The sequence below is a fragment of the Nonomuraea sp. NPDC049750 genome, assembly GCF_040659625.1.
Lineage (GTDB): Bacteria > Actinomycetota > Actinomycetes > Streptosporangiales > Streptosporangiaceae > Nonomuraea.
In genome coordinates this window covers 282,887-297,698 of record NZ_JBFANB010000001.1, presented here as the reverse complement: position 1 = coordinate 297,698, position 14,812 = coordinate 282,887, and the positions used below count along the sequence as shown (strand labels likewise).

13 protein-coding genes are annotated in these 14,812 nt (G+C 70.6%); 4 read left to right on the top strand and 9 right to left on the bottom strand.

What is annotated here, in order from left to right; translation table 11 throughout:
- Position 1 precedes the first annotated feature (1 nt).
- The 5 genes from AB0J16_RS01430 to AB0J16_RS01410 form a co-directional block, all read right to left on the bottom strand.
- A complete protein-coding gene (locus tag AB0J16_RS01430) occupies positions 2-955 on the bottom strand; it encodes a substrate-binding domain-containing protein (RefSeq protein WP_358533252.1) in 954 nt (317 codons plus the stop codon).
- 14 nt (positions 956-969) lie between these two features.
- A complete protein-coding gene (locus AB0J16_RS01425; protein WP_358533249.1) occupies positions 970-1,920 on the bottom strand; it encodes an ABC transporter permease in 951 nt (316 codons plus the stop codon).
- A complete protein-coding gene (locus AB0J16_RS01420) occupies positions 1,910-3,406 on the bottom strand; it encodes a sugar ABC transporter ATP-binding protein (protein ID WP_358533247.1) in 1,497 nt (498 codons plus the stop codon). The genes AB0J16_RS01425 and AB0J16_RS01420 overlap by 11 nt, the downstream gene beginning before the upstream one ends.
- Before the next feature lie 97 nt (positions 3,407-3,503).
- Positions 3,504-4,064: a hypothetical protein gene (locus tag AB0J16_RS01415; protein WP_358533244.1), complete on the bottom strand. Its 561-nt coding sequence runs from the start codon at positions 4,062-4,064 to the stop codon at positions 3,504-3,506.
- A 12-nt stretch (positions 4,065-4,076) separates the two neighbouring features.
- Positions 4,077-5,009, bottom strand: a complete 933-nt coding sequence (locus AB0J16_RS01410; protein ID WP_358533241.1) for an alcohol dehydrogenase catalytic domain-containing protein — start codon at positions 5,007-5,009, stop codon at positions 4,077-4,079.
- 182 nt (positions 5,010-5,191) lie between these two features.
- On the opposite strand from AB0J16_RS01410, the gene AB0J16_RS01405 reads away from it, so the two are divergent.
- Positions 5,192-6,223 (top strand): LacI family DNA-binding transcriptional regulator, encoded by a 1,032-nt coding sequence (locus AB0J16_RS01405; protein WP_358533238.1) that lies wholly within the window; start codon positions 5,192-5,194, stop codon positions 6,221-6,223.
- Positions 6,224-6,229: 6 nt separating this feature from the next.
- Here the strand turns inward: AB0J16_RS01405 and AB0J16_RS01400 are convergent, their stop codons facing one another.
- On the bottom strand, positions 6,230-7,720 hold the full coding sequence (locus AB0J16_RS01400) for an alpha-N-arabinofuranosidase (protein ID WP_358533235.1): 1,491 nt from the start codon (positions 7,718-7,720) through the stop codon (positions 6,230-6,232).
- Positions 7,721-7,837: 117 nt separating this feature from the next.
- On the opposite strand from AB0J16_RS01400, the gene AB0J16_RS01395 reads away from it, so the two are divergent.
- The 3 genes from AB0J16_RS01395 to AB0J16_RS01385 are packed head-to-tail and all read left to right on the top strand — an operon-like array spanning position 7,838 to position 10,919.
- Positions 7,838-9,169, top strand: a complete 1,332-nt coding sequence (locus AB0J16_RS01395; RefSeq protein ID WP_358533232.1) for an extracellular solute-binding protein — start codon at positions 7,838-7,840, stop codon at positions 9,167-9,169.
- Positions 9,166-10,089 (top strand): sugar ABC transporter permease, encoded by a 924-nt coding sequence (locus AB0J16_RS01390; RefSeq protein ID WP_358533229.1) that lies wholly within the window; start codon positions 9,166-9,168, stop codon positions 10,087-10,089. Before AB0J16_RS01395 ends, AB0J16_RS01390 begins: the two co-directional genes overlap by 4 nt.
- A complete protein-coding gene (locus AB0J16_RS01385) occupies positions 10,086-10,919 on the top strand; it encodes a carbohydrate ABC transporter permease (protein WP_358533226.1) in 834 nt (277 codons plus the stop codon). The genes AB0J16_RS01390 and AB0J16_RS01385 overlap by 4 nt, the downstream gene beginning before the upstream one ends.
- A gap of 52 nt (positions 10,920-10,971) precedes the next feature.
- On the opposite strand, the gene AB0J16_RS01380 is transcribed toward AB0J16_RS01385, so the two are convergent.
- The 3 genes from AB0J16_RS01380 to AB0J16_RS01370 are packed head-to-tail and all read right to left on the bottom strand — an operon-like array spanning position 10,972 to position 14,716.
- Positions 10,972-13,272 carry a xanthine dehydrogenase family protein molybdopterin-binding subunit gene (locus AB0J16_RS01380; protein ID WP_358533223.1) on the bottom strand — a complete coding sequence of 767 codons (2,301 nt, stop codon included), beginning with the start codon at positions 13,270-13,272 and terminating at the stop codon, positions 10,972-10,974.
- Positions 13,269-14,255: a xanthine dehydrogenase family protein subunit M gene (locus tag AB0J16_RS01375; RefSeq protein WP_358533220.1), complete on the bottom strand. Its 987-nt coding sequence runs from the start codon at positions 14,253-14,255 to the stop codon at positions 13,269-13,271. Before AB0J16_RS01375 ends, AB0J16_RS01380 begins: the two co-directional genes overlap by 4 nt.
- Positions 14,252-14,716, bottom strand: a complete 465-nt coding sequence (locus AB0J16_RS01370; RefSeq protein ID WP_358534806.1) for a 2Fe-2S iron-sulfur cluster-binding protein — start codon at positions 14,714-14,716, stop codon at positions 14,252-14,254. Before AB0J16_RS01370 ends, AB0J16_RS01375 begins: the two co-directional genes overlap by 4 nt.
- Between the last annotated feature and the right edge of the window lie 96 nt (positions 14,717-14,812).

The window sequence follows — 14,812 nt, the reverse complement described above, 5'->3', positions numbered from 1 at the left end:
GTCAGTCGGTCTTGAACTCGTCGACGTTCTCCGTGGTCGCGACCTTCACCGGCACGGCCACGGTCTTTTCGATCTTCTCGCCCATGGCGGCCTTGACCGCGGCCGCCACCGCCTGCTGGCCGAGCAGTGCGGGCTGCTGGGCGACGCTGGCGTTCATCGTGCCCGCCTTGACCGCCTTCAGGCCGTCGGGGGTGCCGTCGAAGCCGACGACCTTGACCTCCTTGCCCGCCTTGGCACCCAGGGCCTTGATCGCGCCCAGCGCCATCTCGTCGTTCTCGGCGAACACGCCGTCGAGGCCGGGGTTCGACTGGAGCAGGTTCGTCATGACGTCGAGGCCCTTCGTCCGGTCGAAGTCGGCCGGCTGCTGGGCCACGACCTGGATGCTCGGGAACGCCTTGATCCCCTCGGTGAAGCCCTGCCCGCGGTCGCGCGCGGCCGAGGTGCCGGCCACGCCCTGCAGCACGACGACCTGGCCCTTGTGGCCGAGCAGCTCGGCCAGTTCTTGGGCGGCCAGTTTGCCGCCCGTCACGTTGTCGGAGGCCACGGTCTGCGTCACCTCGGCGCCGTTGACGCCGCGGTCGGCCGCGATGACCGGGATGTTGGCGCGCTCCGCCGCCTTGGCCGCGGGCGCCGCCGCGTCGGAGTCGACCGGGTTCAGGATGATCGCCTTCATGGCCTGGCTGGCGAAGTTCTGGACCTGGTTGACCTGCTGGGAGGCGTCGTTCTGGGCGTCGGTGACGGTGAGCTTGGCGCCGACCCTCTGGGCCTCGGCCTGCGCGCCGTCGCGGAGCTGGACGAAGTACGGGTTGTTCAGCGTCGACACGGTCATGCCGATCTTGACGTTGGCTCCGCCCGGTGAGGCGGAGGTGTTCGAGCCTGACGGGCCGGCGGAGCCACAGGCGGTGAGGCCGAGCGCGAGAGCGGCACCAGCTATGACGAGCGCGGGAATCCGCATGATCTATCCCTTTCCTATGACATCCCCCTGCGCCGCAGCGTGTCGACGAGGACCGCGAGCGCGATGACCACGCCGATCACGACCTGCTGCCAGAAGGCCGAGACGGAGAGCAGGTTCAGGCCGTTGCGCAGGACGGCCAGGATGAGCGCGCCGACGAACGTGCCGAGCGCCCGGCCCTTGCCGCCGGACAGGCTGGCGCCGCCGATGACCACGGCCGCGATGGCGTCGAGCTCGTAGCCGGCGGCGGCCTGCGGCTGGGCCGAGGCCAGGCGGCTGGCCAGGACGATCCCGGCGACCGCCGCGAATCCACCGGACAGCGCGTACGTGATGAGCTTCTGCTGGGAGACCTTGATGCCCGACAGCCGGGCGGCCTCCTCGTTGCCGCCGATGGCGTACATCGCGCGGCCCACATAGGTCCGGTTGAGGATCACGGCCGCGAGGGCGCCCATGACCAGCATCACGAGGACGGGGACCGGCAGGTAGCCGCCGATGGTGTCGCCCAGATGGGAGACCGCGTCCGGCATCGGGATGGGGCTGCCCTGGGAGATGACGAGGGCCAGGCCGCGGGCGATGCCGAGCATGGCCAGCGTGGCGATGAACGGCGGCAGCTTGCCGTACGCGATGAGAGCGGCGTTGACCAGGCCGCACGCGACGCCCACCACCAGGGAGACCACGGTGGCCAGCGGCCAGAGCAGGCCGGGGACGGCGGCCGTCCACGCCAGGACGATCGCGGAGAGCGCGGCGACGGAGCCCACCGACAGGTCGATGCCGCCGGTGACGATGACGAACGTCCCGCCGAAGGCGAGGATCGCGGTGACGGCCGCCTGGACGCCCACGTTGAGCAGGTTCGTTACGCTGAGGAAGTCGGCCGACAGCAGCGACAGCGCCACGACCAGCACGACGAGCGCCACGAGCGCGCCGTTCTCGGCCAGCCAGGACCGCCGGAGGAAGACGTTACCGGCCACGGGGCCCCGCCACCTCGGCGACCGCCAGCGCCATCACGCCGTCCTGGGTGACCTCGGCCGCAGACAGCTCGCCGACCAGCCGCCCGCGCGCCATGACCAGGATCCGGTCGCTCATCCCGAGCACCTCGGGCAGGTCACTGGAGATCATGAGCACCGCGTGCCCCGACGCGGTGAGCTGGTTGATCAGCTGGTAGATCTCCACCTTCGCGCCCACGTCGATGCCGCGGGTCGGCTCGTCGAGGATCAGCACCCCCGCGTCGGCCTCCAGCCACTTGCCGATGACGACCTTCTGCTGGTTGCCGCCGGAGAGCGTGCGTACCTCCTGGGCCAGTCCGGTCATCCGGATGCCGAGCTGTTCCGCGACCTCCGCGGCGGCGCGGCGCTGCCCGCCGCGGTCGACGAATCCGGCGCGGGTGGCCTCGCGCATGGTGACCAGCCCCAGGTTCTCGCCGATGTCCGCGCCCAGGACCAGCCCCTGGCCCTTGCGGTCCTCGGGGACCAGCCCCAGGCCGGCCTCCATGGCCGCGACCACGTCCCCCGGCGCGGGCCGCCGGCCGCGTACGGTGACCTCGCCGGTGTCGTAGCGGTCGGCGCCGAACACCGCCCTGGCGACCTCCGTACGACCGGCGCCCACCAACCCGGCCAGACCGACCACCTCGCCCGCACGGACCTCGAAGGAGACGTCCTCGAAGACGCCCTTGCGGCCGAGCCCGGTGACCTTGAGCAGCGGCTCGCCCGCCTGGCCGCGCTCGCGCGGGAACTGCTGGTCGATCGGACGGCCCACCATGAGGCGGACCAGCTCGTCCTGGGGCGTGTCGGCGGGCACCTCGCCGACCGACCGGCCGTCGCGCAGCACGGTCACGCGGTCGCCGATCGCGGCGATCTCTTCCAGGTGGTGGGTGATGAACACGATCGCCACCCCGTCCTCACGGAGTCGGCGGACGATCGAGAACAGCTTCTCGACCTCGCCGGTGGTGAGCACCGCCGTCGGCTCGTCCATGATCAGAACGCGGGCGTCGAGGGCGAGTGCCTTGGCGATCTCCACCATCTGCATGCGGGCGATGCCCAGCCGGGCGACCGGCGTACGCGGATCGACGTCCACGCCCACCCGCGCCAGCAGCTCCACGGCCCGCTCGTGCATCTTCTTGGTGTCGACGAAGCCGAACCTGCGCGGCGGCCGGCCCAGCGACAGGTTCTCGGCCACGCTGAGCTCAGGGACCAGGTTGAACTCCTGGTAGATGGTGGCGATGCCGAGCCGTTGCGCGTCGCCGGCCGTACGGATGTGCACGACTCGCCCGTCGAGCAGCACGCGGCCCTCGTCCGGGTGGTAGGCGCCGGAGAGCATCTTGATGAGCGTGCTCTTGCCCGCGCCGTTCTCGCCCAGCAGGACGTGCACTTCACCGGCGCGTACGGTCAGGTCGACGCCGTCGAGCGCCAGCACGCCCGGGAAGCGTTTACGCAGGCCCTCGGCCCTGAGAAGCTCCACTCCACGATGGTGTCCGCCACCGCGCCGACCATTCCGCGAACGCGCAGGTAAAAGGCAGGTTTTTACGAGGAAAGTACCCGTCTGGCACGTTGGCCGCTCATGCCAGCCTTGGCACGAGCCGGCGCGCGTTCGCCGAGTAGACCTGTTCGAGTACGTCCGGTGGGAGATCGAGGCCGGAGATGGTCCAGCGGCCCATCAGCGGCGGGTCGTCGAGCATCACCAGCTCGCCGCGGTGATCGCGGACCCGAAGGCCGACGTCCTTCCAGACCTTCAGCCCCGCCGCGCCCTCGGCCGCCGAGCGGCGTAACTGCGCGGCCAGCCGCTCGCCGAACCCCGGCTCGGCCGTCTGCGCCCAGTCGACGTGACAGAAGGTGGCGAACCTGCCGGGGTGGGCCGCGTCGTAGCGCTCGATGTTCGCGGCCAGCTCGGTGCCCCAGCGGCCGTCGAGGTTGACCATGCCGCGCAGGTTGACCTCGTCCATCAGGCCGATCAGGGCCGGTACGTCCTTGACCGTCCAGTCCCTGTCCTCGCTCAGCCACCGGCCCAGGTGGACGTGGGCGTCCACGGCGGGCACACCGGCCCGGTCGACCTCGTGGACCGCGACCCGGAGCTGGGAGACCGGCCGGTAGCGGGACAACGGCGGGTCGGCTGGGCACATGATTACCACCTCTCAGGGGATCAGGAGGGCCTTGACCGGGGTGGTGTGGCCGTTCATCAGCGTGGTGAAGATGTCGGCGCCCTGGTCGAGGGAGTAGGTGTCGGTCCAGCTGAGGTCCCATCCGCCGACCAGGTCGATGGCGGCGCTGAAGTCGGCGTCGCCGTAGGCGAAGGAGCCGAGGACGCGTTTCTCGGTGCGTACGAGGTCGGTGGCGTCGAAGCCGGGGTCGGCGGCGGCCAGGCCGAGCCATACCGTCACGCCGCCGGGGCGCAGGTGGGTGAGGGACTGCTCATGCGTGGCGGCGGCGCCGACGGCGTCGAAGACGACGTCGTACTCGCCGGTCAGCTCGGGGCCGGTGGTGGCGCCGAGCCGGGCGGCGATGGCCAGGCGTTCGGGCGAGCGGTCGGCGACATGGACGGACGCGGCCTTGCCGGCGAGGGCGGTGTGCAGGCAGGTGAGCCCGATGGCGCCGGCACCGATGACGCCGACGCGCGCTCCGGCGGGGTGGCCGGCCAGGCGCCAGGCGTGCACCGCGTTGGCGGCGGGCTCGATCAGCGCGGCGGCGGTGCGGCCGACGCCGTCGGGCAGGGGGATGACGGCGGTGGCGGGGACGGCGACGCGTTCGGCGAAGCCGCCGGGCCGGTGGATGCCGAGGATCTGCCGGTTCCGGCAGATGTTGGGCTGCCCCTGGGCGCACAGGTCGCATGTGCCGCAGGCCAGGATGGGGTTGACGATGACGGCCTGTCCGTCGTCGGTGTGGCCGGTGAACTCGTGTCCCATGATCAGGGGCGGCACCCGGAAGCCTGGTGTCCTGACGCCGTGCAACTCGCTGCCGCAGATGCCGGACGCGGCCACGTGGACGAGCACCTCGCCGGCGCCGACCACGGGCTCGGGCACCTCGCGCAGCTCCACGACGCTCGGACCGGTGAACACCAGGGCCTTCACGTGCACCCCTCTCTTTTCCGTATTTCGTCTATTCCGTACTACGGAATGCCATTCCGAATCAGCGCTAGCAGACCATTGCCGGGAAGGAGGTGTCAAGTGCCCGTCCGCGTGTCCACACTGCGGTCAGCGATCCACACCTGTGCGACCTGCCTGTTAGCGTTATCGCGGAGGTGGTGATCCGCATGGCTGGGGGATCGGACGGCAAACCGCGCACCAGGCCCGCCGTGCTCGGCGATGTGGCCGCGCTGGCCGGCGTCTCGGCGATGACGGTCTCGCGGGTGCTCAACGCGCCCGACCGGGTCCGCGCCGAGACCAGGGAGCGCGTGCTGGCCGCCGTGCGCGAGCTGGACTACTGGCCCAACTCGGCTGCTCGCCAGCTGGTCACGGGCCGCTCGGGCGTGCTCGGCGTGGTCAGCATCGACACCACCCTGTACGGCCCGGCCTCCACTCTCTACTGCATCGAGCAGGCGGCCCGGCTGAGCGGCTACACCGTGAGCATCGCCAGCCTGAGCCTGCTCAACCGCAAGTCGATCGAGGAGGGCGTGCACCGCCTCCGGTCCCAGTCCGTCGACGGCGTGGTCATCGTCGCGCCCCACGAGTCGGCGGTCGACGGCCTGCGCTACCTGCCGCCCGATCTGCCGGTGGTCGCCGTCGACGCGGGCAAGGAGGTCCCGGTGCCGGTGGTCATGGTCGACCAGCGGGCGGGCGCCGCGCGGGCGACGCGCCACCTGCTGAGCCTCGGACACGAGACGGTCTGGCACCTGAGCGGGCCGGTCGACTGGATCGACGCCAGCGGCCGGATCGAGGGCTGGCGAGGAGCGCTGGAAGCCGAGGGCCGGCCGGTGCCCGAGCTGTTACGCGGCGACTGGAGCTCCCGCTCGGGCTACCAGCACGGTAGACGACTGGCCGCCGACTCGTCGGTCACGGCCGTCTTCGCGGGCAACGACCAGATGGCGCTGGGCGTCCTGCGGGCGATGCGCGAGGCCGGGCGCCGGGTGCCGGAGGAGGTGAGCGTGGTCGGCTTCGACGACATCCCCGAAGCGGCCTACTTCTGGCCCCCGCTGACCACAGTCCGGCAGGACTTCGGTGAGGTCGGTCGCAACGCCTTCCACCTGCTGCTCGACCAGATGGCCGGCACGAAGCGGGAGACTCAGCGGCTGGTGGAGCCCGAGCTCGTGGTCAGGGAGAGCACGGGCGCCAGCCGTACCAGGTGATAGTGATCAGCCGAGGCGGATCACATTCCAGGAGACAGGAGGCAGCAGCACGCGCAGGGGATCGTGCTGGACGTCCGGGTTCGTCCGAGGGGCGACCGTGTCCGGCGCCTCGGCCGTGTTGCGCGCGTAGACGTCGGGGCCCGACAGCGTGGTGGCCTCGACGACGCGGACGTCGCCCAGTGACCGCGCGTCGATCTCCAGGGAGAGCGGCTCGTCGGTCGAGCGGTTGACGGCGAAGATCACGGTCCCGTCGGCGGAGTGCGTGGCGACGGAGTGCAGCAGCGGCACCTCCCCGTACTCCTTGGTGTCGTGGCTCGGGGAGGTCGCCTCGACGCGGAGCACGTCGCCGGCGGCCAGGCGGGAGGCCTGCGCGAAGGGGTGGAAGGTGGTCTGTTTCCACGCCGAACCGCCGGGCGAGGTCATGATCGGCGCGATCACGTTGACCAGCTGGGCCAGCGAGGCGGAGGTCACCCGGTCGCTGTTGCGCAGCAGGGTGATCAGCAGGCCACCGAAGGCCACCGCGTCCGCCAGGTGGTAGTGGTCCTCCAGCAGCGGCGGCGCGACCGGCCAGTCACGCGGCGGCTCGGCGGCCTGGAAGCGGGACAGGTACCAGACGTTCCACTCGTCGAACGACAGGTTGATCTTCTTGCGTGACTTCAGCCGGGCGCCGACGTGGTCGGCGGTGGACACGACCGACTGGATGAAGTACTCCATGTCGGTCGAGCAGGCCAGGAAGCTCGCCAGATCGCCGTCCTTCTCCTCGTAGTAGGCGTGGCAGGAGACGTAGTCGACCACGTCATAGGTCTCCTCCAGCACCGTGGCCTCCCACGCGCCGAAGGTCGGCATCGACGAGGACGAGCTGCCGCAGGCGACCAGCTCCAGGTCGCCGTTCATCGTGCGCATGGCGCGGGCGGTCTCGGCGGCCAGCCGGCCGTACTCGCGGGCGGTCTTGTGGCCGGTCTGCCACGTGCCGTCCATCTCGTTGCCCAGGCACCACATCCGGATGCCGTGCGGCTCCTTGGCGCCGTTGGCGATCCGCAGGTCCGACAGTGTGGTGCCGGACGGGTGGTTGCAGTATTCGAGCAGGTCAAGGGCCTCGGCGATGCCGCGCGTGCCGAGGTTGAGCGCCATCATCGGCTCCACCCCGGCCTTGCGGCACCAGCGGACGAACTCATCCACCCCGACCTCGTTGGTCTCGGTGCTGTGCCAGGCCAGGTCCAGCCGCCGGGGCCGCTCGGCGACCGGCCCGATGCCGTCCTCCCAGCGGTAGCCGGAGACGAAGTTGCCGCCCGGATAGCGGACCGTGGACACGCCCAGCTCGCGGGTCAGGTCGAGCACGTCCCGGCGGAAGCCGTCCTCGTCGGCCGTCGGGTGGCCCGGCTCGTAGATGCCGGTGTAGACGCACCGGCCCAGGTGCTCGACGAACGTGCCGAAGGTGCGGCGGCGTACGGGGGCCACGCGGAAGGCGGGGTCGATCGTGAGATGTGCTTCGTGCACTGTGCGGACTCCTCGAAAGTGATGCCTAGATTGTTAGCGCTCTCATAGGTCCGGTCAAGGCTCTTGACAGCTCACGTGTTACCGCAAACACTCGGGTAACCCGAAAAGAGGCCGCTCATGGAAGGTCCCTCGTCCGTCTCCCGCCGCCACCTCCTCGGTGGCGGCCTCGCTCTTCTCGGTGCCGGCGCGGCCGGCTGTGCGATCCCCGTCGGCCTGGGCTCGGCCCAGCGGCGGGTCCGCTACTGGCACTTCCTCGGCGCGAGCGACGGCATCATCATGAACCGGATGGTCGGCGCGTTCGCCAAGGCCAATCCCGACGTCTTCGTCGAGGAGAACGTGCTCGCCTGGGGCGAGCCGTACTACACGAAGGTCGCGATGGCCGGAGCGGGCGGGCGCTCGCCCGACCTGGCCACGTTCCACCTGGCCCGCCTGTCCGGGATCGGCGCCGGCCGGATACTCGACCCGATCAACGTCGACCTGCTCGCCAAGAACGGCCTGCGGGCCGCCGACTTCAGCCCGCCCATCTGGGAACGCGCCCACGTCAACGGCGAGCTGTACGCCGTGCCGTTCGACGCCCACCCCATGGTCCAGTACTACAACACCGACCTCTCCCGCCGCGCCGGCCTGCTCGGGGACGACGGCAAGCTGAAGCCGACCACCGGTACCGATGAGCTGCTGGCCATGCTGCGCAAGGCCAAGGACGCGCTCGGCGGCAAGCCGCCGCTGGTCTTCGACGCGCTCGGCCTCGGCACGGTGGGCCCGTGGCGGGTGTGGGAGACCCTGTACGCGCAGAGCGGCGGCACGCTGGTGTCGGACGACGGCACCCGGATCACCCTCGACGACGCCAAGGCGCTGACCGCGCTGCGGTTCATGCGCCAGCTCGGCCAGGAGGGGCTCTGCAACCCCAAGACCGACTACGGCGCGTCCGTGGCCGCCTTCACCAACGGCCTGGCGGCCTTCCTGTGGAACGGCGACTGGGAGACCACCGGGCTCAAGGAACGCAAGACGCCGTTCAGCATGGCCCGCTTCCCCAGTGTCTTCGGCAGCGGCGCGGCCCAGGCCGACTGCCACTCGTTCGTGCTGCCGCACCAGCGCAACCGGGACCCGGAGACCGAGGCGGCGACCTACCGGTTCATCGCCTACCTGGTCAAGCACAGTGCCGACTGGGCGGTGGCCGGGCACGTGCCCGCCTACCTGCCCGCGCTTGAGGAGCCCGCCTACCTGGCGCTGCAGCCGCAGTCGGAGTACCGCTCAGTGATCACCGAGGTCGCCCTGGACCCGAAGGTGTGGTTCGCCGGGTCCGCGTCGCGGTTGTGGATCGAGTTCGGCGGCGCGTTCTCGCCGGTCATCAGCGGGGCGCGAACACCCGAGCAGGGCCTGGAGACGGCCAAGCAGGCGCTGCGCCGGCTCATGTCAGCCCCGAACCCCTTCCCCGCCAAGGAGGGATGATGACGTCCACCGTCGCCGCCCCCGCCACGACCGCTCCCGTCGCCCACGTTCAAGTACGGCGCCGCTGGACCCAGCACGGACTGCTGTTCGTCGCGCCCTTCCTGGTGATCTATGCCGCCTTCCTGGTGTGGCCGACCGTGCTCGGCCTCCGGATGAGCCTGTCGAGTGTCAACATCGCGGGCGGCAACAACGAATTCGTCGGGTTCGCCAACTACGCCGAGGCGTTCACCGACCCCAGAATGTGGCACTCGCTGTGGAACACCGTGGTGTTCACCGTGCTGAGCACGATCCCGCTGGTGCTGCTCGGCCTGGGATTCGCCCTGCTGGTGCACAACCTGCGCTTCCTGCAGTGGCTGTGGCGGCTGTCGTTCTTCGGGCCGTTCCTGCTGCCGTCGGCCGTGGTCGCGGTGCTCTGGCTGCAGATGATCTACCCGCCCGAGTACGGCCTGCTCAACGGCACCCTGGGCACTGACGTCCTCTGGCTGGGCGACCCGAGCGTGGCGATGTGGTCGATGGTGCTGACCACCGTCTGGTGGACGGTCGGCTTCAACTTCCTGCTCTACCTCGCCGCCCTGCAGTCGATCCCCCAGCACCTGTACGACGCCGCCGCGATCGACGGCGCGACGGCCTGGACCAAGCTGCGCTCGATCACGCTGCCCCTGCTCGGCCGGACGACCGGGCTCATCGTGATCCTGCAGCTCCTCGCGTCGCTGAAGGTCTTCGACCAGATCTACCTGATGACGAACGGCGGCCCCGAGGAGGCCACCCGGCCGATCATCGAGTACGCCTACGAGGTCGGCTTCTCCGGCTACCGCATCGGCTACGCGTCGGCCATCACCTACATCCTCTTCGTCCTGATCGTCATCGTGTCGCTGGGCCAGCTCCGGCTGCTCCGCAAGCGCGAGGAGGCCCTGTCATGACCAAGCGGTTCAGCCCCTCCCAGATCATCCTGCTGGTGATCGCGGCGGCGCTCGCCATCGTCTGGCTCGCGCCCCTCGCCTGGGCCGTCGCCACCTCGCTGAAGCCCGAGAGCGAGACCACCAAGCTGCCGCTCCAGTGGTTCGGCAGCGAGCTCACCCTGGACGCCTACCGGCTGGTGCTGGCGACCGGCGGCATCGTCAAGTGGGCGATCAACTCGACGGTCACCGCGGTCGTCGTCACCTTCATGACCGTGCTGTTCTCGGCGATGGCCGCGTACGGGTTCGCGCGTACGCAGTTCCGCGGCCAGCGGGCGCTCCTGGCGGTCATCCTGGCCGGGATCATGGTGCCGCCGCAGGTGCTCATGGCGCCGCTGTTCGCCGAGATGGTCTCGCTCGGGCTGGTCGACACCTGGTGGTCGATCATCCTGCCGCAGGTGGCGGCGCCGCTGATCGTGTACATCCTCTACAAGTTCTTCCAGGATGTGCCGCTTGAGCTGGAGCAGGCGGCCTTCGTGGACGGGGCCGGGCGCTGGCGGGTGTTCTTCACCATCGTCCTGCCGCTGTCGCGGCCGGTGCTCGCGGCCGTGTCGATCTTCACGTTCATCACGACGTGGAACAACTTCCTCTGGCCGTTCCTGGTCTCGACGGACCCCAACACAATGACCCTCCCGGTCGGGCTGGCCAACGTGGTGCAGGGTACGTTCGGGCTTCGGTACGCGCAGATCATGGCCAGTGTGGTGCTCGCCGGGCTGCCGCTGCTGGTGGTCTTCGTCCTCTTCCAGCGCCAGATCATCAGAGGAGTCGCCCACACCGGCCTGGCCGGTCAGTGACCGACCTTCCCTCCGGGGCAGCTTCTTCCGCTCCCCGGAGGGACCTCAGCGGTCAGAGCAGCTTGTCGAGCGTGATGGGCAGGTCGCGGACGCGCTTGCCGGTGGCGTGATGCACGGCGCTGGCGATGGCCCCGGCGACGCCCGTGATGCTCACCTCGCCGATCCCGATCAGGCCCAGGGGCATGGTCGGGTCCGGCTCGTCCAGGTAGTGGATGTCGATCGGCGGGATGTCGGCGTGCACCGGGATGTGGTAGTCGCCCAGCCCCGGGTTCATGACGCGCCCGTTGCGCGGGTCGACGAGCGTCTCCTCCGACAGCGCCATGCCGATCCCCATCACGATGCCGCCCCGGAGCTGGCTGGCCGCCGTCTTCGCGTTGATCACCCGGCCCACGTCGAACACGCCGAGCCAGCGTGACAGCCGTACCTCGCCGGTGTCCGGATCGACGCGTACCTCGCAGAACTGGGCGCCGGACGCGGCCTTGACCCAGCGCCGCTGGTCGTTGACGAACTTGGCCATGAACCTGATCTGCCCGGCCAGAGCGCCGAGGCCCGATTCGGAGCCGATCGCCGCCTCGACGGACGGCCGGCCCGCCCTGTACAGGATGGCCTCGTAGCTCTCGCCGGCGTCCGGCCGGTCGCGCCGGTAGAGCCCGCCGTCCCTGGCCTCGACCGCGGCGAGCCGCTGCCCGCGCAACGGCGAGTCGCCGGAGCGCCGGGCCAGCGCCAGCACCGACCCCCTCAGCTTCTCGCAGGCCGACAGCAGGCTGGCCGCGATGCTCGCGGTCTGCGCGGAGCCGCCCGCCATGGGTCCGGTCGGCAGGTCGGAGTCGCCGTACTCCACCCGGACCGCCTCGAACGGCACGCCCAGCTCGTCGGCGGCGATCTGCGCCTGCGCGGTCGCGCCGCCCATGCCCATCTCCTGGAAGCCGCAGCGCACCACGACCGTGCCGTCGGCCGAGAGCCGCACGGTGACGTTGGCCGTGAACTGCACCGACGAGTGGTAGGCCGTGGCCACCCCCATACCGACGAGCCACCTGCCGTCGCGCATCGAGCCGGGCTCCGGCGTGCGCTCGGCCCAGCCGAACCGCTCGGCGCCCAGCGCGTACGCCTCGCGCAGCTTCCGGTGCGCGAAGCGCTTGCCGTCGAGCGGGTTGCGCTCCGGCTCGTTGCGCATCCGCAGCTCGATCGGGTCGACGCCGAGCTCGCCGGCCAGCTCGTCGATCGCCGCCTCCAGCGCGAACGTGCCGATGGACACGCCGGGCGCGCGCATGAACGTGTTGGGGAGCAGGTCCATCTCGACGAGCTTCTGCTGGACGAGGATGTTCTCGGCGTCGTAGAGGTGCCGGGCCGCCTCGGTCACCGACTCGGAGTTGCCGCCCACCTTCCCGGTCCTGGTGACGCTGGTGTGGATCAGCGCGGTCAGTCTGCCGTCCTGGCCGGCGCCGAGCGCGACGCGCTGGGTCGAGGGCGTGCGCCCGCCGACCGTACGGTAGACGCCCTCCCTGGTCAGCATCATCCGCACCGCTCTGCCGGTCGCCCGGGCGGCCAGCGCGGTCAGGATCGTGCCCGGCCAGATCGAGCCCTTGCCGCCGAAGCCGCCGCCGACGTACGGGGAGGTCATGCGTACGTTCCGCTCGGGGATGCCGAATCTGACCGCGAGGTGTTTGCGCATCCAGGAGATGGCCTGACTGCCCTCGTGCACGGTCAGCCGGTCGCCGTCCCAGACGGCGGTGGTCGCGTGCGGCTCGATCGCGTTGTGGTTGTGGGGCGGGGTGGTGAAGCGCAGGTCCACCGAGACCGGCGCCACCGCCAGAGCCGCCTCCGCGTCACCCTTCTTGGCGCTGCCCGGCCCCAGAATGCTGCTCGGCTGCGGCTTGGCGTTCGCCTCCTCCGCGGCGAAGTCCAGCACGGCCGGGAACTCCTGGTAGGTCACCTCGACCAGGCTCGCGCCGTACCGCGCCGCCTCCAGGCTCTCCGCGACGACGACCGCCACCGGCTGTCCGTCCCAGTGCACCTCGTCGGTGTTGAGGTAGTTGACCGACGTCGCGGAGACCATCGTGCTCAGGTCGAGCATGCTCCGCGCGGGCGCCGGCTTCAGCACGGGCGCGTTCAGATGGGTGAGCACTGACAGGACGCCCGTCACCGCCTCGGCCGCCTTGACGTCGATGCCGGTGATCCGGCCGCGGGCGACCGTCGCGTGCACCAGGGCGGCGTAGGCGAGGTCCGGGTACGGGAACTCGGCCGCGAACCGGGCCGTGCCCGTCGTCTTCTCCGGGCCGTCGACCCGGTCGATGCCCCGGCCCACGGCCTTCTCGCGCGGCGGGCTCTGCGTCTCGGTAGTGGTGGTGGTCATGCCAGGCCCCTGTCGCTGAGCTGCCGCAATGTCGCCACGATTGTCCGTTGTGCTAGTTCGATCTTGAAGGCGTTGTCCGGCCGGCCGACCGCCGGCTCCAGCTCCGCCTCGGCCGACCGGCGGAACGACTCCTCGGTGGCCGGGGCGCCGAGCAGGGCCGCCTCGGCCTGGTGGGCCCGCCACGGCTTGGCCGCCACGCCGCCGAGCGCCAGCCGTACCTCCGACACGACCCCGTCCGTGACCTCCAGCGCCGCGGCGACCGACACCAGCGCGAACGCGTACGAGGCCCGGTCGCGCACCTTGCGATAGCAGGAGGGCGCCGTCAGCGCCGGCACCTCGACCGCGGTGATCAGCTCGTCGGGCTCCAGCGCCGTCTCCAGGTGCGGCGTGCCGCCGGGCAGCCGGTGGAAGTCGGCCAGCGGCACGCGACGCAGGCCGCGTACGCTCTCCACCTCCACGGTGGCGTCGAGCGCGGCGAGCGCGACGCACATGTCCGAGGGGTGCGTGGCGATGCAGTCGTCGCTCGTGCCGAGGATCGCGTGGTTGCGGTTGAAGCCGCCGATCGCGTCGCAGCCGCTGCCGGGCACGCGCTTGTTGCAGGCCGACGCTCCGTCGTAGAAGTAGGGGCACCGGGTGCGCTGCAGCAGGTTGCCGCCCACCGTGGCCATGTTGCGCAGCTGCGCCGACGCGCCCGCGAGCAGCGCCTGCGACAGCAGCGGATAGCGGGTCCTGATCAGCCGGTGGGCGGCCAGGTGGCTGTTGCGCACCAGCGCCCCGATGCGCACGCCGCCGCCGGGCAGCTCCTCGATCTCGGTCAGCGGCAGCCGGGTGATGTCGACCACCGTGTCGGGCCGCTCGATGTCCTCGCGCATCAGGTCGACGAGGTTCGTCCCGCCGCCGAGGAACTTCGCGTTGGGCTCCGTCGAGATCGCGCGGACGGCCGTGGCCACGTCGGGCGCGCTGACGTACGCGAACGGCTTCATCGCGCGACCTCCTTGATGGCGTCGACGATCCCGTTGTACGCGCCGCAGCGGCACAGGTTGCCGCTCATGCGCTCCCTGATCTCGGCCTCCGACAGCCCGGTGGCGCCGGGCTCGGTGACCGCGCTGGGCATCCCCGCCCCGTGCTCGGCCAGCATGCCGATCGCCGAGCAGATCTGGCCGGAGGTGCAGTAACCGCACTGGAAGCCGTCGTGCTCGATGAACGCCCGCTGGATCGGGTGCGTGATCCCCTCGATGGTGGTGATGTCGCGGTCCTCGTACTGCACCGCGAGGGCCAGGCAGGAGTTGATCCGCTCGCCGTCGACCAGCACCGTGCAGGCACCGCAGGCGCCCTGGTCGCAGCCCTTCTTCGTGCCGGTCAGGTCGAGGCGCTCACGTAGCGCGTCGAGCAGGCTGACCCATGGTTCGAGTTCGAGCGAACGGGTTACGCCGTTCACCCGCATACGCAGCGTGACCACATTGCCCTCCGAATGATGCGCGTCAGTTGAGGGCGACGTTAACAGGACGGTGTAATCTTAACAAGAGGACGATGTTTCCTT